Source organism: Pseudomonas sp. NPDC007930, assembly GCF_042958985.1.
In the GTDB taxonomy this organism is placed as follows: domain Bacteria; phylum Pseudomonadota; class Gammaproteobacteria; order Pseudomonadales; family Pseudomonadaceae; genus Aquipseudomonas.
Genome location: NZ_JBIBKC010000003.1, coordinates 604558 through 622196 on the forward strand (window position 1 = coordinate 604558; position 17639 = coordinate 622196).

Consider the following 17639-nt stretch of genomic DNA (forward strand, 5'->3'; position numbering starts at 1 on the left):
GGGCTCAGTGGATGATCCAGCTGAGCAACCACAAGCCGAGGATCGCCCAGATGATCCCGGCGATGATCGAGGCGCGCATGAACGCCCGCACCGCGGCATACAGCAGGCACAGGCCGACGATCAGCGCGATGATGCTGATCAGCGAGGTGTCCATGCCCAGGGTGCGGGCCAGGCCTTCGACGAAGTTGCCGCCGGCGTGGGCCAGCGTGCTGAAAATCCAGGTCAGGGCATCGACGATCACCCGGATGATCGAGCCCAGGGCCTGGCCGAGCCATTCGAAAAAGCCTTCTACATGCATGTTGCCTTCCTGATCAGCGAATCGGCGTTGCCGCGAGTGCACATTGGGCCACTGCGCGTGGTGGCGAGTTCCCTGTGGGGCGTTAAACGATGGCGCGCCTGACATGGCCGCGCCGTGTGCTGCTGGTGCTGGCCTCGCTGCTGGCGGTGGTGTGGTTGGCCGACTACCTATTCCCCCTGCCGCTACCAGAGGACGACGCCGCCCGCGTGGTGCTGGCCGAAGACGGCACGCCGCTGTGGCGCTTCGCCGACGCCGACGGGGTGTGGCGTTACCCGGTCAGCCCGGAACAGGTGTCGCCGCTGTACCTGCAGGCGCTGCTGACCTACGAAGACCGCTGGTTCTACCGCCACCCGGGGGTGAACCCGCTGGCGTTGGGCCGGGCCGCCTGGCAGAACCTCAGCGGCGGGCAGATCGTCTCCGGCGGTAGCACCTTGTCGATGCAGGTGGCGCGCCTGCTCGACCCCCACGGCCGCACCTTCGCCGGCAAGCTCAAGCAACTGTGGCGCACCGCGCAGTTGGAGTGGCACTTGTCGAAGGCGCAAATCCTCACCCTGTACCTGAACCGCGCGCCGTTCGGCGGCACCTTGCAGGGCGTGGCGGCGGCCAGTTGGGCGTACCTGGGCAAGCCGCCGAGCGCGCTCACCCGCGCCGAGGCGGCGTTGCTCGCGGTGTTGCCGCAGGCGCCCAGCCACCTGCGCCCGGACCGCCACCCGGAACGGGCCCAGGCGGCCCGCGACAAGGTGCTGCGGCGCCTGGGTGAGTACGGCGTTTGGCCCGCGGCACAGGTGGCCGAAACCCTGCAGGAACCGGTATGGCTGGCGCCGCGCCAAGAGCCCGCGCTGGCGCCCCTGCTGGCGCGGCGGTTGAACCGCCCGGGTAGCCCGGCGGTGATCCACACCCTGGTCGACGCCGCGCTGCAGCGGCGCCTCGAAGCCCTGGCGCTGGGCTGGCGGGCGCGCCTGCCGCCGCGCACCTCGGCGGCCATCCTGGTCGTCGACGCGCGCAGCATGGCAGTGCGCGGCTATGTGGGCTCGGTCGACCTGGCCGATGACCAGCGCTTTGGCCACGTCGACATGGTGCACGCGCTGCGCTCGCCCGGCTCGACCCTCAAGCCGTTCCTGTACGGCATGGCGATGGATGCTGGGCTGATCCACTCGCAATCGTTGTTGCAAGACGTGCCGCGCCGCTATGGCGACTACCGCCCGGGTAACTTCGACGCCGGCTTCAGTGGCCCGGTGGCGGCCGGCACGGCGTTGGCGCAGTCGTTGAACCTGCCGGCGGTGCAGTTGCTCGAGGCGCTGGGGCCCAAACGTTTCGATGGCCAGTTGCGCGGTGCCGGGCTCAACCTCGAACTGCCCAGCGCCACGCCGCCTAACCTGGCGTTGATTCTCGGCGGCGCCGGCAGCCGCCTCGATGACCTGGTGGCGGCCTACAGTGCCTTCGCCCGCGGTGGGCGCAGCGCCGCCTTGCGCTTCGAGCCGCAAGATGGCCTGCGCGAGCGGCCGATGATGAGCGCCGGCGCGGCGTGGGTCGTGCGCCGGGTGCTCAGTGGCCAGGCGCGGCCCGACCAGGCCGCCGAACTGGCGCCGCGCCCGGGGCTGATGTTCAAGACCGGCACCAGCTACGGTTTTCGCGATGCCTGGGCGATCGGCGTGGGCCCGCGCTACCTGGTCGGGGTGTGGGTGGGCCGCCCCGACGGTACGCCGGTGCCCGGGCAGTTCGGCCTGGCCACCGCGGCGCCGTTGTTGTTCCAGGTGCACGACCTGCTGATGCAGCGCGACGGCCCGCGCACCGGGCTGCCGCCGATCGAGCCGATGCCACCGGGGGTGGGGGTGGCGGCGATCTGCTGGCCGTTGGGCCAACCGCTGCCAGCGGGCGACCCTAACTGCCGGCGCTTGCGCTGGGCCTGGACCCTGCAGGGCACCACGCCGCCGACCCTGCTGGCGGCCGACCAACCCGCGGGCGTGGGCTTGCTGGAGCCGGTGTGGGTGAATGAACAAGGCCTGCGGGTGGCGCCGGGTTGCCCAGGTGGGCAACTGCGCCAGGTGGCGTTGTGGCCAGCGGCGTTGGAACCGTGGCTGCGGCCCAGCGAGCGCCGCGCCGCGCGCCTGGGCCCGGTAGACCCCACCTGCCCGCCGGCCCAAGCCGAGCGGGGCGGGCTGGCGATCGTCGGGGTGCGCGACGGCGACCACTTGCGCCGCCCGGCAGCCAGCCAAACGCCACTGCATCTGGAACTGACGGCACTGGGCGCCAGTGGCCCGGTGTGGTGGTTTCTCGACGGCGCGCCCTTGGCCAGTGGCGACGGCAGCCGGCCGGTCGCGCTGAACCTGAGCCAGGCGGGCCGCTATCAGGTCAGTGCGCTGGACGCCGCCGGGCAAACCGCGCGGGCTGAATTCGACGTGCTCGAGCCCTAGCCGCCAAGCTCAGTGCACCCACATCAGCGCGCACAAAAAACCGGCCAGCAAGAACGGCCCCAGCGGTGGCGCGATGCCGTGGCTGGACGCCAGCGCCGCCAGGCGTAGCTTCAGCTTGCGGTTCAGGCGCGCCCACACCCGGTCACCCATCATCAGCCAGGCCAGCACCAGCAGCAGCGCGCCACACACGGTGGCCAGCAGGTGCATGCGGTCGGTGGCCAGGGCCAGGGTGCCGAGTAGCTTCACGTCGGCGGCCGCCAGCCGCCCGGCCAGGTGCATCGGCAGGGTGAGCAGCATGCTCAGGGCCAGCGCCCAGGCGCCTTCGTCGGGCGCGGCGCCCAGCCAGGTATGGCCAGTGGTGAACAGGTAGAGCAAGGCGCACAGGCCGCCGCCGAGGGTGAGGCTGTCGGCAACATAGCGCAGGCGCATGTCTTGCTCGGCGCAGAGGGTGAACCAGATCAACAGTACGAGACTTTGCATCGGGAGGAACCGTCCTTTCCAAACCCCAACATCCCCCGGCGAACCGGGTATTCCTGGCAGAGGTTCTGCCTGAAAAGCTCAGTACGGTTTTGCCCGGGCGTCAAGGGCGGACGTGTTCGTGTGTTGCAGGGGAGGGCCCTTCGCCCGGCTGTGCTGTCATGCTGTTCACTTAAGCAATCAGAGCGCCAAATCTTAGGTACAAAGCCCCGATCTCTCCCTGGGGTTTTACCGAGCGCATGATCTGACTGGCCTATCGCCCGGCACAGCCGGCCTCCCACCAAATTTGTGTAAGCCATTGATTTTGGAAGCAACACAGACCCGTGGGAGGCCGTGGTCCGGCACTCCGGCTATGCCGGGCGATAGGCCCGGCAGCTTATGCGCAGGGCCAGCAGGCCTTACCTCGGCGGATAATTGGCCAGAATGCGCGCCACACCCTTCTGGATCACTTGGGTGCGTTGCGCCGGGGTGGGGTTGTCGGCCACCACCTGTTCGGTGCTGCCGCGCCACACCAGCTTGCCGTCGCGGCTGTCGAGCAGGTCGAGTTGCAGGGTGGCGACCTGGTAGTTGAGGGTGCGGGTTTCACCCCAGCCAGCGCCGCCCATCGGGCCGCCCCAGTAGCCCCACGGGCCCCATGGGTTGCCATAGTTGGTGGTCACTTGCTGCTGGCGGTTGTCGACGATCAGGTACGCCTGCACTTTCAGGTCGCCATTGGCCCCCGGCGCGGCGGCGCGCAGGCCGCGTTGGTCGAGCTGCTCGGCCACCGCCTGGCGGATGCGCTGTTCGGTCAGGTCGCTTTTGATCCGTGGGTCATCGGGGCGGTATTGCAGGGCCGGGGTTTGCCAGCTCCAGCTGCGGTAACCGGCAAAGTCGCGGCTGGCGTCGTAGTCCTGGGTGGCGCTGGGGCTTTGGCAGCCGGCCAGCAGGGCGGCTAGGCAAAGGGCAGTGATCAGGCGGCGCATGGTGGTTCTCCAGATACGCTCAACTCGGTGGGTAGGTGCTCAGGGCTTTATCGACGGCGGCGCGCAGGGCATCGACGCGCTGGCTTTCGCTGCCTTGGTTGGCAGTCTCGGCGCGGGTATTCCAGATTTCCTGGCCGGTGGCACCGTCGAACAGGTGCAGGGTGACCACCACCACTTGGATTTCATAGGTGCGCACCGGCGGCGGGCTGTTGTAGTAACCGCGGTAGGGGCCGCCGTAGTAAGGGTCCCCATAGTACGGGTCTTGCACCTGTTGCAGGCGGCGCTCCACGCGCAAGTCGGTGGCCACGCGCAGGTCTGCCTGGGTGCCGGCCCGCGCTGGGCGCAGGCCGCGTTGGTCGAGCCCGTTGCTGACCACTTCGGCGATTTGTGCGGCATCCGCCAGCGGGCCGCCAGCGGGCAGGCGGTCGTTCAGCCAGGCCCAGTTACGGTAACGGCCGTAGTCTCGCGGCGCGGCGGGGTAGGCGCTGGTATCTACCGCCAGCGCGGCCTGGGCCGGTGCCGGAGGGATGGGCAGGGAGCTGGCCGTGTACGGGTTGGGGCTCTGGCAAGCCGCCAGGCCCAGGCACAACAGGCAAAGGGCAATACGGCGCATGGGCTTACTCCTGGCCGGCCTGGGTGGGCCGGCAGATCCAGTGCAGGTAGCGCCCCAGCCCGCTGAAGGCGGGGTGGCGGCGGTGGGCCAGTTCCATTTCGAGCAGCGCCTCGAGGGGCGCCTTGGCCTGGAATTCGCTGGGCATGTAATCGTGGAACACCCGCACCCCGCTACGCTGTTCGACCACCCAGGCCGGGGCAAGTTGCGCCTCCAGCGCGCGCGGGCACACCGGCTGCTGCGGGGTGAGGCTTTGTTTTTCGCCGGCCAGGGTGTTGCGCCGCAACTTGCGAAAGTGCCCCTTGAGCAGGTTGCGGTACACCAGCGCGTCGCGGTTGTAGAAGGCCAGCGACAGCCAGCCCTCGGCCGCGCAGAGGCGGTGCAGCAACGGCAGGATGGCGAACGGCTCGGCGAGCCACTCGAGCACGGCGTGGCACAGCACCAGGTCATAGGCGCCGGCCTGGAGCGCGGCCAGCCCTTGCCAGGGCGCCTGGATGAACGTGGCCGGCTGGCCGGCCTCGGCAAAGCGTTGGCGGGCGCCCTCGAGCATCGGCGCGGCCGGCTCGGCGAGGGTCACCTGGTGGCCCTGGCTGGCCAGCCACAACGCCATATGGCCGAGGCCGGCGCCCACATCCAGCACCTTCAGCGGCCGGGCCGGCAGGGCTTCGCTGAGGTCTTGCTGCAACACGGCGAGGCGAATGGCGCCCTTGGCGCCGCCGTAGATTTTTTCGGCGAAGCGCACCGCCAGTTCATCGAAGTGCCGGTCGCTCATTGGGCGAAGCGCCCTTCGCTGTGGGCCAGCTTGGCTTGCACCACCTCGTTCATGTCGAGCCCCAGTTCGCTGCACAGCAGCAGCAAGTACAGCACCACGTCGCCGATTTCCTGGCCTGCGTGGGCCAGTTGCTCAGGGGGCAGGGCGCGCGACTGATCCTCGCTGAGCCACTGGAAGATCTCGACCAGCTCGGCCATTTCGACACTGGCGGCCATGGCGAGGTTTTTCGGGCTGTGAAAGCGTTGCCAGTGGTTGTTGTCACGGATGCGGTGCAGCCGCGCGGTGAGGGCTTGGAGGTTCATTTGAAGGCCGGCAGAGAAGGATACCGGCATAGCTTCGGCGCCCGGCGCGGTTGAATCAAGTGCGCAGTACCGCGGCCCAGGATGAAATAAGTAACAGAATCGCCAGTAGCTGGTTCATCCGCTGCACCGCCCGCGCTGAACCCAGCCAGCGCGCCGAGCCGGCCCCCAGCGCCGCCCAGCAGCCCAGGCACGGCAGCGACACCACGAAGAACACCAGCGCCAACTGCGCCACCCGCAGCGCCGGCGATGGGTGGTGGGCGGCGAACACGCTGACGGTGGCCAGGGCCATCATCCAGGTTTTCGGGTTGACCACCTGCAGCGCCAGCGCGCCCCAAAAGCCCAGGCGCGCGGTGGCTTCAGCGTTGAGCGCCTGTGGTGGGGCGCTGAACAGCTTCCACGCCAGCCAAGTGAGCCAGCCCAGGCCCAGCGCGGCCATGGCGTTTTGCAGCAGGGGCAGGCCGAGCAGGGTTTGCCCAAGGCCGGTGCCGGTGGCCAGCACGATACCGGCGGCGCCCAGGCAACCGCCGAGGATGATCGGCAGCGCCGCGCGCCAGCCGTGGCGGGCGCTGTGGCTCAGCACCAGCAGGTTAGTGGGGCCGGGGGTGATCGACGCCACCGTGGCAAACAGAATGAACGACAGCATGGCAGGCCTCGCAAGGTAATGACCTCGCTAGCCTGCGCGGTTGCCTTTGCCGAGGCTTGAAGGTTTGTGCAGCTGGCGCTGGTACTGCCCGGGGCTGAGCCCATAGGCGCGGGCGAACCAGCGGCCGAGGTGGCTTTGGTCGGCAAAGCCCAGGGCCATGGCCACTTGCGCGGCCGGCGCGCCCTGGCCCAGCAGGCGCCGCGCGCGGGCCAGGCGCAGTTGCACCAGGTAGGCGTGGGGCGGCAGGCCGAAGCTGGCCTTGAAGGCGCGGGTCAGGCGGTAGCGGTCGACCCCGCAGGCGCGGGCCAGGTCATCCAGGCCGATGTCTTGCTCAGCGTGGGCGTGGATGAACTCCCGCGCGCGCAGGGCGGCCTGGGGCAGGCGTGGGTCCTGCTCGGTGCGCTGGCGCCAGTGCAAGTGGCGGGTCAGGCCGTCGAGCAGGCCGTCGAGGGCCATCTGCCGGACGATCCGCAGCTCACGCTTATGCAGCGCCGAAAACGCAAAGGCGATGGCCCGGGCCAGGGCTGGGTCTGCCTGCTGGGTGTGGGCGAAGCTCGGCAGGCAGCCGGCCGGGGCCTGCTCGAACAGCCCGGCCAGCCCTTGCTGCAGCCAGGCCGGCTCCAGGTAGAGGGTTTGGTAGGTAAAGCCATCGGCGTGAGGGGCATCGCCGTCGTGGATCTCGCCCGGTTCGAGCAGGAAGATTTGCCCCGGGGTGCTGTCGTAGCGGGTGCGGCGGCAGTTGAAGCGCTGCACGCCTTGCTCGGTGATGCCTACCAGAAAGGCATCGTGCCAGTGTGGGTCGTAGGCGTGGCCCTTGAAGTGGGCGCGCAAAGTCTCGACGCCGCTGTCGGCGTCGCGGGCCAGGTCGATCCAGTTGGCTGTGCTCATGCTGGCAGTAAGCCAAGGGCCGCGGCGGGCTGTCTAGAAGATTCGTGCGCCGCTCATCCGAGCGGCGCCCACTCGCCGGCCAAGTGCAGCGAGGCGTCGCGCCCGGTCAACGAAAAATGCCCCCGCTCGGCTGGCACGCTGGCGTTGAGCACCACCTCGCTGGGCAATTGCACCGGCTTGAGAAACTGCGCGCGCAGCTGTACCCCGGCGCTGGGCAGATGCCCGCGCAACGCCGCCAAGCTGCGCGCCAGGCTCCACATGCCGGGGGCGATGGCCTGGCTGAAGCCGAACAGCCGCGCGCTGGGCAGGCTCAAGTGGATGGGGTTGTAGTCGCCGGCCACCTTGGCGTATTGGCGGCCGACGTCTTTATCGGCCAGCCAGTGGGTCACTTCGTCGGCGGGCAACTCGGTGGTGGCCGGCGGCGGCGCCCATTGGCCGTCTACGTGGGCCTTGCGGCAGAGCAGGTCGGCTTCTGCTTCCCACAGTGGGCCGAGGGCGTCGTCCAGCCGGGTGACCAGGGTAAACACCGCGCCATCGGCATGCGGGTGCAGGTTTTGCACATGCACACTGGCGCTCACCCGGTCGACGCCGCCCAACGGGCGCAGCAGGCGAATGCGCTCGGCCAACTGCACCAGCCCGAGCAATGGGAAGGGGAAGTGCGGGTCTGTTAACAGCGCCAGTTGCAGGCCGAAGGCAAGCACGTGGGGGTAAGTGGGCGGCAGTAGGCCGTCGTTGTCGTAGCCGCACACTTTACGGAAGGCGCCCAAGCGCAGCGGGTCGATGGCCAGCACGCAGCGCAGGCCGGTGGCGGGCAGTTCCTGCGGCTGTGGGCCCACCCGCGTGCGCAAGGCCGCGCGGGCGTACAGGCCGGCCATCGCCGGCGGTGCGTTCAGCGTTTGCCATTGGGTCATGTTCAGGCCCCCAGGTAACTTTGCCCGCACACCCGCAGCACCTGGCCGCTGAGTGCGCCCCCGGCTGGCTGCGCCAGCCATGCCACGGCTTCGGCCACATCCTGCGGCAGGCCGCCTTGGCCGAGCACGTTCATGCGCCGGCCGGCTTCGCGCAAGGCGAAGGGCATCAGTTCGGTCATTTTCGTTTCGATAAAGCCCGGTGCCACCGCCGCAATGCCGATGCCGCGCTCGACCAGTACCGGCGCCAACGCCTGGGCCAGGCCCAGCAGCCCGGCCTTGCTGGCAGCATAGTTGGCCTGGCCGCGGTTGCCGCCGATTGCGCTGACCGAACCCAGCAGCACCACGCGGGCGTCTTCCCGCAGGGTGCCGGCGGCGAACAGCGCTTCGGTCAGCAACCGTGGGGCGTCGAGGTTGACCGCGATGACTGGGTCCCACAGCTCGGGGGCCATGTTGGCGACGGTTTTGTCGCGGGTGATGCCGGCGTTGTGCACGAGGATGTCCAACCCTTGCGGGAAGGCGTCGATCAACCGTTGCGGGGCGTCGGCGGCGGTGATGTCGAGCGCCAGGGCGGCGCCGCCGAGGCGCTGCGCCAAGCCGTGCATCTCGGTGGCGGCCGCTGGAGTGTCGATGAGGGTCACGTGGGCGCCATCGCGGGCCAGGGTTTCGGCGATCGCCGCGCCAATCCCGCGGGCGGCGCCGGTGACCAGCGCGTGGCGCCCGGCCAATGGCCGCTGCCAGTCGGCCACGGGCTCACCGCTGCTGGCGTGGAGTGTGAGCACCTGGCCATTGATGTAGGCGCTTTTCGGCGACAGGAAAAACCGCAGCAGCGGCTCGAGCTGCGCTTCGGCTTCCTCCGGCACATAGAACAGCTGCGCAGTCGCGCCAGCGCGCAGTTCGCGGGCCAGGGAGCGGGTAAAGCCTTCCAATGCCCGTTGCGCCACCTGGGCTTCGATGCTCTCCAGGGTGTGCGGCGGCCTACCGAGGATTACCAGCCGAGCACAGGGCGCCAGCAGGCGCATCAACGGCTGGAAGCATTCATACAGTTGGCGCAGCTGCGTGGTCTGGCTGAGCGCCGAAGCGTCGAACACCACCGCCTTGGGCGCATCGCCCGCGCCGGGCTGCCAGGCAGCCGCCGCCAGCCCAGGGCCCTGCCAGGCATACACCTGGCTGGCCAGCCCGCTGGCAAAGCTGCCCACCCGGCCCGCCAATGGGCCGCCGCCGAGCAATAACGGGCCCTGCACGGCCACTGCCTGCCCAGGCTGCCAGCGCTCCAGCCGCGCCGGTTGCGGCAGGCCCACCGCGCGGGTGAGCTTTTGGCCCAGTTCGGAACTGACAAATTTCAGGTAGGGGTCGTTCATGGCACGCTCCGCCGCGTAAGGCATCCAGTGGTATGGACCGGTGCCCGCGGCGAAGCGTTCTATCGGCCTAGTGCGCCGGTACTGCCTGCTGGCTTTTGAAACGGTGCGAATAGCCTTCGGCCATCACCGAGCAGACGATCAACTGCAGCGGGTGGTAGATCATGATCGGCAGCAGGATCAGCCCCAGCGCCGGGTTGCCCTGGAAGATCAACGCCGCCATCGGCGCGCCGGCCGCCAGGGATTTTTTCGTCGCGCAGAACACCGCGGCGACGTGATCAGCATGGTTGAAGCCCAGCGCCCGGCCGGTGCGGGTGGTGAGGAACAGGATCACCGCCAACAGCAGCGCCACGCCGCCCACCGCGGTGAACAGCACGCTGTCACCCTGTTGCTGCCAAAGGCCCGAGACCATCGAATCGCAGAACGCGGCGTACACCAGCATGAGGATCACCACCTTGTCGATGATGCTGGTGTAGCGCTTGTAGCGGGCGAACCATTTGCCCAGCAATGGCCGCAGCAACTGGCCGAGCACCAGCGGCAGCAGCAACATGCTGCACAGGTCGAGCAGGGTAGAGCCCAGGTCGATACCGCCCTGGCCGGAGCCAACCACCAGGCTGCACAGCCATGGGGTGATGAAAATCCCCAACACGCTAGACAAACTGGCATTGAGGATCGCCGCCGGTACGTTGCCAAAGGCGCTGCCGGTCAGCGCCACCGACGAGGAAATCGTCGACGGCAGGGCGCACAGGTAGAAAAAGCCGAGCATCAGGGCCGGCGAGATGAACTGCCCGAACAGCTTGTTGGCCACCAGCCAGATCAGCGGGAACACCACGAAGGTGAAGCCTTGCACCATGGCGTGCAGCTTCCAGTTCTTCATGCCGTGGCGGATCTGCTCGCTGGAGAGGTTGATGCCGTGCAGGAAGAACACCACGAACACACCGACGTTGACCACGGTCTCGGCGTGCATGGCGCCACCGTGGGCGCCGAAGTGCGGGAAGAAGTACGCCAGCACCGTGGCCAGCACCATGCCGCAGAGAAACCAGTCGGTGACCAGGCGCTTGAGTTGCTTAAGCAGTTGCATGAGGGACCCTGTACAATTCGTAACCAATCATGTGGGTTAACCATACCTTGGCTACCCGCAGCCGTCTCGCGATACAAGGCCAATCGATGCCGCTGAACGGACAAAACGGTCAACCGCGCGCCATTCCCGCGCTGGATCAGCTCCCCCGGCCGCTGTACGCGCGTGCCGAACAGCTGCGCGCCGGCTCGTGGACGCCCGCCCATCGCCATGGCTGGGTGCAGTTTTCCTACGCGATCAGTGGCGTACTCGGGGTGCATACCGAGCAAGGCAGTTATTTCGCGCCGCCGCAGTGGGGGGTGTGGATACCGGCGGGCCTGGACCACACCGTGACCACCTCGATGCAGGCCGAGATGCGCAGCCTGTACGTGGCCGACGCCGCGGCACCGTGGGCGCTGGCGCGCTGCCGGGTGCTGGAGGTGACGCCGCTGGCGCGCGAGCTGATCAAGCAGTTTTGCACCTTCCCCGCGGCCTACCCGGAGGGCGACAGCGCCGAGGCGCGCTTGGTGAATGTGTTACTGGATCAACTGGCGGCACTGCCCGAGGTAGCGTTTTCCCTGCCAATGCCGCAACATCCGCGGGTTCTGGCGATGTGTGAAGCGCTGATCGAACAACCGGCGGCGCAGGCCTCGCTGAGCGAGTGGGCCGCGCGCCTGGGGCGCTCGGAAAAAACCCTGATGCGCCAGTTCCAGCGGGAAACCGGCCTGGGCTTTCGCAGTTGGCGCCAGCGCATGCGCTTGTTGTCGTCGCTCGGTGCGCTGGAGCGCGGCGCCAGCGTGACCGAAGCCGCGCTGGAGTGTGGCTATGAATCCACGTCGGCCTACATCGCTGCCTTCAAGGGGCTGTTCGGGCACACCCCGGGCGAGCTGTTCCAGGCGCCCGCGGCGCAAGCCGTTCATGCCTTCGCGGCGGTGCCATAACGGCCAACCTCGCGGTGGCCAGCTATGCTGCCGGTGACATTGGCGGAAGCTTTGCATCATTCATCCAGCAGCCAAGCGTGCTGTTGTACGTGTATTCGCCCAATCCGGTGACCCAAGGATCGAAGAAAACCAGCGATGAAAACGCCAAAACGCATAGAGCCGTTGATCGAGGACGGCCTGGTCGATGAAGTGCTTCGGCCTTTGATGAGTGGCAAGGAAGCCGCGGTGTATGTGGTGCGCTGTGGCGGCCAACTGCGCTGCGCCAAGGTGTACAAGGAAGCCAACAAGCGCAGCTTTCGCCAGGCCAGCGAGTACCAGGAAGGCCGTAAAACCCGCAACAGCCGCCAGGCCCGGGCCATGGCCAAGGGCAGCAAGTACGGCCGCCGCGAGGCCGAGGATGCCTGGCAGAGCGCGGAGGTCGCGGCCTTGTTCCGCCTGGCCGATGCCGGCGTGCGGGTGCCCAAACCCTATGACTTCGAAGCCGGCGTGCTGCTGATGGAAATGATCGCCGACGCCGATGGCGACGCCGCGCCACGGCTCAATGACGTAAACCTCGAACCGGAGCAGGCACGGGAATACCACGCCTTCCTGATTGCGCAGATCGTGCGCATGCTGTGCGCCGGGCTGGTGCACGGTGACCTCTCGGAGTTCAACGTGCTGCTGGGCCCCGACGGCCCGGTGATCATTGACCTGCCCCAGGCGGTAGACGCTGCGGCGAACAACCATGCCTTCTCGATGCTCGAGCGCGACGTGGCGAACATGGCCAGTTACTTCGGCCAGTTCGCCCCAGAGCTGCTGAAAACCCGTTACGCGCCAGAAATGTGGGCGCTGTACAAGGCCGGCACGCTGACCCCGGAAAGCGTGCTCAGCGGTGAATTCGCCGAAGATGAGCACAGCGCGGACATCGGCGCGGTGATGCGCGAGATCGAGGCCGCCAAGCGCGAGGAAGCCCGCCGCCAGGCGCTGCTCAACGCTGACGACGAGCCCAAGGGTGAGCCGATCCCGCCGTGGATGCAGCAGTAGGGCCGTTTAACCACTCAAGAGGCGCAGCACCCTGCCTGCAACTGGTCGAGTATCGGGCAATCCGGCCGCTGGTCGCCCTGGCAATGGTCAGCCAGGTCCTGCAGGGTGTCGCGCAGGCTCGCCAGTTCGGCGATGCGCGCGTTGAGCGCGTCGATGTGTTGATGGGCGAGCGCCTTGACGTCCGCGCTGGCGCGGCCGCGGTCACGCCATAGCGCCAACAGGCGGGCGATTTCTTCGAGTGAAAACCCCAGGTCGCGGGCGCGCTTGATAAAGCCCAAGGTGTGCAGGTCATCGTTGCCGTACACCCGGTAGCCACTGCCGGTGCGCTTGGCCGGGGCCAGCAGGCCGGTGCTCTCGTAGTGGCGGATCATCTTCGCGCTGAGCCCACTGTGGCGGGCGGCCTGGCCGATATTCATGGGGTGGGTCCTTGTACGCTGGGCTGCCAGCGCCCAAGCCAGAGTGCATTGCCGACCACGCTCAGGCTCGACAGCGCCATCGCCGCGCCGGCAAACACCGGGTCAAGCCAGCCGAGGGCGGCCAGCGGAATGCCCAGCACATTGTAGATGAACGCCCAGAACAGGTTTTGCCGCACTTTGCCGTAGGTGCGCTGGCACAACTCCAGCGCCTGGGCGACTGCGCGTGGGTCATTGCGCAGCAGGGTAATGGCCGCTGCTTGCAGGGCCACGTCGGTGCCGCTGCCCATGGCGATGCCGATGTCTGCCGCGGCCAGTGCCGGGGCGTCGTTGATGCCGTCGCCGACCATCGCCACCCGGCCGTGGGCGCGCAGCCCGGCCACCACCTCGGCCTTGCCGGCCGGCTGCACCTGGGCATGCACCCGCGCGATGCCCACGGCCTGGGCCAGCGCGTTGGCGGCGCCGTGGTTGTCTCCGCTGAGCAAATGGCAACGGATGCCGCGCTGCTGCAGTGCCGCCACCGCCGCCTGGGCGCCGGGGCGCGGTTCATCGCCGAAGGCCATCAGCGCCAGCACCCGGGGCCGCGAGCCGGCCGCGAGCAACCACGACACACTCCGGCCTTCGGCCTCCCAGGCGCTGGCCTCGGCCTGCCAGGGTGGGTTGTCGAGCTGATGGCGGGCGAGCAGGGCGCGGTTGCCCAACTCGAACGGCTCGCCAGCCAGTTGGCCGTACACCCCTTCGCCAGGTACGGCGCGGATCGCGCTGGCGGGCAACGGCGTGATGCCCTGGGCCTCGGCCGCCGCCAGCACCGCCTTGGCCAGAGGGTGCTCGCTGCCTTGCTGCAACCCTGCGGCGAGCGCAAGCGCGTGGCCCGGCTGCTGCGCTTGCAGGCCCACCAGGCGTGGCATGCCCAGGGTGAGCGTGCCGGTTTTATCGAACACCACATCGGTAATGCGCGCGCCGCGCTCCAGCACTTCGGCGCCGCGCACCAGTATGCCCTGGCGCGCCGCTGCGCCGGTGCCGGCGATGATCGCCGCCGGCGTCGCCAGGCCCAGCGCGCAGGGGCAGGCGATCACCAGCACGCTGACCGCGTGCACCCAGGCCGCCGCCCCGGCGCCGGCCCACCACCAGCCCAGGCCGGTGAGCAGCGCCACGGCAACGATCACCGGCACGAACACCTGGCTGATCTGGTCCACGCGTTTTTCGATCGGGGCCTTGCCGGCCTGGGCCTGCTCGACCAACTCGATGATGCGCTCGAGCAAGCTCTGCGCGCCCAGCGCGGTGACTTTCACCTGCAAGCGCCCAGTGCCGTTGATCGAGCCGGCTTTTACCTGCCCACCCTCGGCCTTGGCCACCGGCAGGCTTTCGCCGGTGATCAGGGCTTCGTCGACCTCGCTGCGGCCCTCGATCACCTCGCCGTCGGCGGCCACTCGCTCGCCGGGGCGCACCACGATCACATCGCCCGGCGCCAGGGCCGCCAGGGGTACCCATTGCTCCTCCGTGCCCTGCCGGCGCAACGCGTGCTCCGGGCGCAGCGCCCGCAGTGCCTGGATGGCCCCGGCGGTTTGCCGTTTGGCGCGGCCTTCGAGGTATTTACCCAGCAGCACCAAGGCAATCACCGCGGCGCTGGCTTCAAAATACAGGTGCGGCGGTTGCTCGGCCGCGTGGGCCAGCCACAGGTACAGGCTCAGGCCGAAGCCGGCGCTGGTGCCCAGCGCCACCAGCACATCCATGTTGCCGCTGCCGGCGCGCAACGCGGCCCAGGCGCCGCGGTAAAAGCGCGCGCCGAGTACGAACTGCACCGGTGTGGCCAGCAGCAGTTGCAGCCAGGCGGGGAGCATCAGCGCGAAGCCCAGGGCCTGGGCCAGCATCGGCAGCACCAGCGGCGCCGCCAAGGCCAGCGCCAGGGCCGCGGCCAGGCCTTCGCGGTGCTGCTGGCGGCGGGCCTGGGCCTGCTCGGCTTTAACGTCGCGCGGCACGTGGGCGCCGTAGCCGGCGCGGCTGATCAAGGCGATCAGCTCGGCCACGGGCAACGGCCGGGCCAGTTCGATACGGGCGCGCTCGTTGGCGTAGTTCACCCGCACATCGCGCACGCCGTCGGCCTTGCGCAGGGCACGTTCGATGCGCCCGGCGCAATTGGCGCAGGTCATGCCTTCGATGGCGAGGTCGAGGTGTTGGGTGTTGGCCATGGGGGCCTCCTTGCAGGGCAGGCCCTTAGCTTCAACCTTCCCCCATGGGTAAGGTCAAGCCCCCCGACGCCTCACGGCTCAGTCGGGGTAGTTCAGCTCGGCTGGCTTGAGGAACAGGCCATTGAGCCCATTGGCGATCCGGTACTTCTGGATTTGCCCAGGGCGCAGGGTGATGTTGGTCGGGTTCGGCGCGCCCATGCCCTGCTGGCAACCCGGCGCGGCGCCGGGCAGCGTGCGCAGGCGGATGGACACCGGCCCTGGCGGCAGGTTGAACGACATCGACTGTTCCTGGAACAGCCGGCCCACGAGTTGGTCTTGCATGTACAGGCCGATCTCGCAGGGGGTGCCTACCTCCAGGCGTTCGCGGGAGATGATCAACACGGTATAGTCCGACGGGCCCTCGGCCATGGCCGACGGCGCCCAGGGCATCAGGCCCAGCAGGAAAAACAACGATGACCAGCGCATGGCGGTACTCCTTGAGCGTAAAGCAAAGCCGTGACGGGGCTATCGGCCAACGAATGAGAATCTTGACCTTGCCCCGGTGGCAAGGTCGAGACTGTGCTCCTTTTCCAAAGGTGGAGGCAACCCATGCAGCATTTTGACGTGAAGGGCATGACCTGCGGCCATTGTGCCCGCGCGGTCACCGAAGCGATCCAGGCCCACGACGCCCAGGCCCAGGTAACGGTAGACGTGCCACAAGGCAAAGTCAGCGTTGCCAGCAGCCTTGATACCACGACGTTGCTGGCGCTGATCCAGCAGGAAGGCTTCTCGGCCAGCGAGGTTTTCTGAGCGGCGCGGTATAACGGCGCACCACAAGCAATCACCTGGCCGGGCAGGTAAACTGCTCGGCTTTATCGCTTGTGGACGCACCATGAACCTGACCTCGTTGCTGATTCTTGGCGCGCTCAGCGCGTTTGGCCCGTTGGCCATTGACTTCTACCTGCCCGGCTTCCCCTCCATGGCGCAGGCCTTCGGCACCGACGAAGCCCATGTGCAAACCACCTTGTCGGCGTACTTCCTGGGGTTGTCGCTCGGCCAGTTGATCTACGGCCCAGTGGCCGACCGCTTCGGCCGGCGCGTCCCGTTGCTGGTGGGCATCGTGTTGTTCACCTTGGCGTCACTGGCCTGCGGCCTGGCGCCCAGCCTGCCCTGGTTGATTGGCGCGCGTTTCGTGCAGGCGCTGGGCGGTTGTGCCGGGATGGTGCTGGCGCGGGCGATCGTCACCGACAAGTGCGACACGGTTGGCGCGGCCAAAGCCTTCTCGCAATTGATGCTGGTGATGGGGCTGGCGCCGATCCTGGCGCCGATTCTGGGCGGCTTTCTGGTCAACACCACCGGCTGGCGCTGGATTTTCTTCTGCCTCACGCTGTTCAGTGGGCTGTGCCTGCTGGCGGTGGCGCTGTGGTTGCCTGAAAGCATGCCCGCCAGCCGGCCGCGGCAGCCGCTGTCGGGGGCATTGCGGCGCTACCTGTCGCTGGCCAGTGATGGCCAGTTCGTCGGCAACGCGATGACCGCCGGCGTGGCCATGGCCGGGATGTTCGCTTATATCGCCGGCTCTGCCTTCGTGATCATTACCTTGTACGGCGTGCCGCCGGAGCACTTTGGCTGGGTGTTCGGCACCAACGCGGCGGGGTTCGTGCTGGTCGCGCAGGTCAATGCACGGCTGCTGCCGCGCTTCGGCCCGGCGCGGATTCTGTCCCGGGCGATCCTGGTGCATGGCGTGGCGGGGTTGCTGCTGCTGTTGGTCACCCTGTTGCACCCGGCGCCGCTGTGGCCGCTGTTGCTGCCGCTGTTCGTGTACATCGCCAGCCTCGGCTGCATCATCCCCAACGCCTCGGCCTGTGCGATGAACGGCCAGGGCCACCGCGCGGGCAGCGCGTCGGCCCTGCTCGGTTGCCTGCAGTTCAGCATTGCGTCGTTTACGTCTTGGCTGGTGGGGGCATTGGCCAATGGCACTGCGGTGCCGATGGGGGTGGTGATTGCCGTGTGCGCGGCAGGGGCGGGTGGGGTATGCCTGTTCACCCAGGCCCGGGCCAAGCGCCTCGCCCAGGCGTAGGAAGGGGGTACTGCGAGCGCCAGCCTAGCTGGCCAGGCGCTCAACCGGGGGCCACTCATGTGGCGCGCGCAGGCGTTTCTGCAGGGTGAGCACAAAGCCCTTGGCTTCTTGCTCGCTGCGGAAGGTTACAGCATGTTGCCCGAGGCGTACCTGCCAGCGCTGGCCCTGTGTTTCAACGATCTGTATGTTCATCGTTCGTTCTCCTCTGGCGGTCACCGCGACTGAGTCTAGAAGCTCCTTCACGTGTGTGTCATTAAATGTGCAAATGCCTGATCAGCGGTCAGGGGCATCATGGCGCGCCATCCCTTAGGAAATTTCCCCGCGTGGG

At 68.2% G+C, this 17639-nt stretch carries 20 protein-coding genes; 5 read left to right on the forward strand and 15 right to left on the reverse strand.

From position 1 onward, the window contains the following. Positions 1-4 precede the first annotated feature (4 nt). On the reverse strand, positions 5-298 hold the full coding sequence (locus tag ACFZCE_RS10270; RefSeq protein WP_390938567.1) for a hypothetical protein: 294 nt from the start codon (positions 296-298) through the stop codon (positions 5-7). Between the two features lie 89 nt (positions 299-387). Between ACFZCE_RS10270 and pbpC the strand changes: the two genes are divergently transcribed. Further along, on the forward strand, positions 388-2712 hold the full coding sequence (gene pbpC, locus ACFZCE_RS10275; protein WP_390938569.1) for a peptidoglycan glycosyltransferase PbpC: 2325 nt from the start codon (positions 388-390) through the stop codon (positions 2710-2712). 9 nt (positions 2713-2721) lie between these two features. On the opposite strand, the gene ACFZCE_RS10280 is transcribed toward pbpC, so the two are convergent. The 10 genes from ACFZCE_RS10280 to ACFZCE_RS10325 form a co-directional block, all read right to left on the reverse strand. Continuing rightward, positions 2722-3192, reverse strand: a complete 471-nt coding sequence (locus ACFZCE_RS10280) for a prepilin peptidase (protein ID WP_390938571.1) — start codon at positions 3190-3192, stop codon at positions 2722-2724. 395 nt (positions 3193-3587) lie between these two features. Further along, positions 3588-4151, reverse strand: coding sequence for a DUF4136 domain-containing protein (locus tag ACFZCE_RS10285; RefSeq protein ID WP_390938573.1), 564 nt, complete (start codon positions 4149-4151; stop codon positions 3588-3590). A gap of 19 nt (positions 4152-4170) precedes the next feature. Next, complete coding sequence (locus ACFZCE_RS10290) at positions 4171-4764, reverse strand: DUF4136 domain-containing protein (RefSeq protein WP_390938575.1); 594 nt, start codon at positions 4762-4764, stop codon at positions 4171-4173. Between the two features lie 4 nt (positions 4765-4768). Next, positions 4769-5533 (reverse strand): methyltransferase domain-containing protein, encoded by a 765-nt coding sequence (locus ACFZCE_RS10295; protein WP_390938577.1) that lies wholly within the window; start codon positions 5531-5533, stop codon positions 4769-4771. Beyond that, on the reverse strand, positions 5530-5835 hold the full coding sequence (locus ACFZCE_RS10300) for a MazG-like family protein (protein ID WP_390938579.1): 306 nt from the start codon (positions 5833-5835) through the stop codon (positions 5530-5532). The genes ACFZCE_RS10295 and ACFZCE_RS10300 overlap by 4 nt, the downstream gene beginning before the upstream one ends. A gap of 55 nt (positions 5836-5890) precedes the next feature. Continuing rightward, positions 5891-6478 carry a LysE family transporter gene (locus ACFZCE_RS10305; RefSeq protein WP_390938581.1) on the reverse strand — a complete coding sequence of 196 codons (588 nt, stop codon included), beginning with the start codon at positions 6476-6478 and terminating at the stop codon, positions 5891-5893. Positions 6479-6505: 27 nt separating this feature from the next. Then, on the reverse strand, positions 6506-7366 hold the full coding sequence (locus ACFZCE_RS10310; protein ID WP_390938583.1) for an AraC family ligand binding domain-containing protein: 861 nt from the start codon (positions 7364-7366) through the stop codon (positions 6506-6508). Between the two features lie 53 nt (positions 7367-7419). Continuing rightward, the gene (locus ACFZCE_RS10315; protein WP_390938585.1) at positions 7420-8277 is read right to left on the reverse strand and encodes a MaoC/PaaZ C-terminal domain-containing protein; all 858 of its coding nucleotides are present in this window, start codon (positions 8275-8277) and stop codon (positions 7420-7422) included. 2 nt (positions 8278-8279) lie between these two features. Further along, the gene (locus ACFZCE_RS10320; protein WP_390938587.1) at positions 8280-9635 is read right to left on the reverse strand and encodes a 3-oxoacyl-ACP reductase; all 1356 of its coding nucleotides are present in this window, start codon (positions 9633-9635) and stop codon (positions 8280-8282) included. A 67-nt stretch (positions 9636-9702) separates the two neighbouring features. Continuing rightward, positions 9703-10713 carry a bile acid:sodium symporter gene (locus ACFZCE_RS10325; protein WP_390938589.1) on the reverse strand — a complete coding sequence of 337 codons (1011 nt, stop codon included), beginning with the start codon at positions 10711-10713 and terminating at the stop codon, positions 9703-9705. A gap of 86 nt (positions 10714-10799) precedes the next feature. On the opposite strand from ACFZCE_RS10325, the gene ACFZCE_RS10330 reads away from it, so the two are divergent. Next, on the forward strand, positions 10800-11630 hold the full coding sequence (locus ACFZCE_RS10330) for a helix-turn-helix domain-containing protein (protein ID WP_390938591.1): 831 nt from the start codon (positions 10800-10802) through the stop codon (positions 11628-11630). A gap of 135 nt (positions 11631-11765) precedes the next feature. Then, positions 11766-12653, forward strand: a complete 888-nt coding sequence (locus tag ACFZCE_RS10335; protein WP_390938593.1) for a PA4780 family RIO1-like protein kinase — start codon at positions 11766-11768, stop codon at positions 12651-12653. Between the two features lie 14 nt (positions 12654-12667). On the opposite strand, the gene cueR is transcribed toward ACFZCE_RS10335, so the two are convergent. The 3 genes from cueR to ACFZCE_RS10350 form a co-directional block, all read right to left on the reverse strand. Next, the gene (cueR, locus tag ACFZCE_RS10340; protein ID WP_390938595.1) at positions 12668-13069 is read right to left on the reverse strand and encodes a Cu(I)-responsive transcriptional regulator; all 402 of its coding nucleotides are present in this window, start codon (positions 13067-13069) and stop codon (positions 12668-12670) included. Beyond that, positions 13066-15255 (reverse strand): heavy metal translocating P-type ATPase, encoded by a 2190-nt coding sequence (locus ACFZCE_RS10345; RefSeq protein ID WP_390938597.1) that lies wholly within the window; start codon positions 15253-15255, stop codon positions 13066-13068. The genes cueR and ACFZCE_RS10345 overlap by 4 nt, the downstream gene beginning before the upstream one ends. A gap of 78 nt (positions 15256-15333) precedes the next feature. Next, positions 15334-15720, reverse strand: a complete 387-nt coding sequence (locus tag ACFZCE_RS10350) for a hypothetical protein (protein ID WP_390938599.1) — start codon at positions 15718-15720, stop codon at positions 15334-15336. 123 nt (positions 15721-15843) lie between these two features. Here ACFZCE_RS10350 and ACFZCE_RS10355 point away from each other — a divergent pair, with 123 nt between their 5' ends. Both ACFZCE_RS10355 and ACFZCE_RS10360 read left to right on the forward strand, forming a co-directional pair. After that, positions 15844-16044, forward strand: coding sequence for a cation transporter (locus tag ACFZCE_RS10355; protein ID WP_390938601.1), 201 nt, complete (start codon positions 15844-15846; stop codon positions 16042-16044). Between the two features lie 82 nt (positions 16045-16126). Next, positions 16127-17311: a Bcr/CflA family efflux MFS transporter gene (locus ACFZCE_RS10360; protein ID WP_390938603.1), complete on the forward strand. Its 1185-nt coding sequence runs from the start codon at positions 16127-16129 to the stop codon at positions 17309-17311. Between the two features lie 24 nt (positions 17312-17335). Here ACFZCE_RS10360 and ACFZCE_RS10365 read toward each other — a convergent pair whose 3' ends face one another. Then, positions 17336-17503 carry a hypothetical protein gene (locus ACFZCE_RS10365; protein ID WP_390938605.1) on the reverse strand — a complete coding sequence of 56 codons (168 nt, stop codon included), beginning with the start codon at positions 17501-17503 and terminating at the stop codon, positions 17336-17338. Between the last annotated feature and the right edge of the window lie 136 nt (positions 17504-17639).

What these genes read in the sequence shown, in the direction of transcription:
- ACFZCE_RS10290 (WP_390938575.1), bottom strand. Translation starts at nt 4,764, where the DNA reads ATGCGCCGTATTGCCCTTTGCCTGTTGTGCCTGGGCCTGGCGGCTTGC.
- ACFZCE_RS10360 (WP_390938603.1), top strand. Translation starts at nt 16,127, where the DNA reads ATGAACCTGACCTCGTTGCTGATTCTTGGCGCGCTCAGCGCGTTTGGC.
- ACFZCE_RS10350 (WP_390938599.1), bottom strand. Translation starts at nt 15,720, where the DNA reads ATGCGCTGGTCATCGTTGTTTTTCCTGCTGGGCCTGATGCCCTGGGCG.
- pbpC (WP_390938569.1), top strand. Translation starts at nt 388, where the DNA reads ATGGCGCGCCTGACATGGCCGCGCCGTGTGCTGCTGGTGCTGGCCTCG.
- ACFZCE_RS10325 (WP_390938589.1), bottom strand. Translation starts at nt 10,713, where the DNA reads ATGCAACTGCTTAAGCAACTCAAGCGCCTGGTCACCGACTGGTTTCTC.
- ACFZCE_RS10345 (WP_390938597.1), bottom strand. Translation starts at nt 15,255, where the DNA reads ATGGCCAACACCCAACACCTCGACCTCGCCATCGAAGGCATGACCTGC.
- ACFZCE_RS10320 (WP_390938587.1), bottom strand. Translation starts at nt 9,635, where the DNA reads ATGAACGACCCCTACCTGAAATTTGTCAGTTCCGAACTGGGCCAAAAG.
- ACFZCE_RS10315 (WP_390938585.1), bottom strand. Translation starts at nt 8,277, where the DNA reads ATGACCCAATGGCAAACGCTGAACGCACCGCCGGCGATGGCCGGCCTG.
- ACFZCE_RS10365 (WP_390938605.1), bottom strand. Translation starts at nt 17,503, where the DNA reads ATGAACATACAGATCGTTGAAACACAGGGCCAGCGCTGGCAGGTACGC.
- ACFZCE_RS10310 (WP_390938583.1), bottom strand. Translation starts at nt 7,366, where the DNA reads ATGAGCACAGCCAACTGGATCGACCTGGCCCGCGACGCCGACAGCGGC.
- cueR (WP_390938595.1), bottom strand. Translation starts at nt 13,069, where the DNA reads ATGAATATCGGCCAGGCCGCCCGCCACAGTGGGCTCAGCGCGAAGATG.
- ACFZCE_RS10305 (WP_390938581.1), bottom strand. Translation starts at nt 6,478, where the DNA reads ATGCTGTCGTTCATTCTGTTTGCCACGGTGGCGTCGATCACCCCCGGC.
- ACFZCE_RS10295 (WP_390938577.1), bottom strand. Translation starts at nt 5,533, where the DNA reads ATGAGCGACCGGCACTTCGATGAACTGGCGGTGCGCTTCGCCGAAAAA.
- ACFZCE_RS10355 (WP_390938601.1), top strand. Translation starts at nt 15,844, where the DNA reads ATGCAGCATTTTGACGTGAAGGGCATGACCTGCGGCCATTGTGCCCGC.
- ACFZCE_RS10270 (WP_390938567.1), bottom strand. Translation starts at nt 298, where the DNA reads ATGCATGTAGAAGGCTTTTTCGAATGGCTCGGCCAGGCCCTGGGCTCG.
- ACFZCE_RS10300 (WP_390938579.1), bottom strand. Translation starts at nt 5,835, where the DNA reads ATGAACCTCCAAGCCCTCACCGCGCGGCTGCACCGCATCCGTGACAAC.
- ACFZCE_RS10285 (WP_390938573.1), bottom strand. Translation starts at nt 4,151, where the DNA reads ATGCGCCGCCTGATCACTGCCCTTTGCCTAGCCGCCCTGCTGGCCGGC.
- ACFZCE_RS10280 (WP_390938571.1), bottom strand. Translation starts at nt 3,192, where the DNA reads ATGCAAAGTCTCGTACTGTTGATCTGGTTCACCCTCTGCGCCGAGCAA.
- ACFZCE_RS10335 (WP_390938593.1), top strand. Translation starts at nt 11,766, where the DNA reads ATGAAAACGCCAAAACGCATAGAGCCGTTGATCGAGGACGGCCTGGTC.
- ACFZCE_RS10330 (WP_390938591.1), top strand. Translation starts at nt 10,800, where the DNA reads ATGCCGCTGAACGGACAAAACGGTCAACCGCGCGCCATTCCCGCGCTG.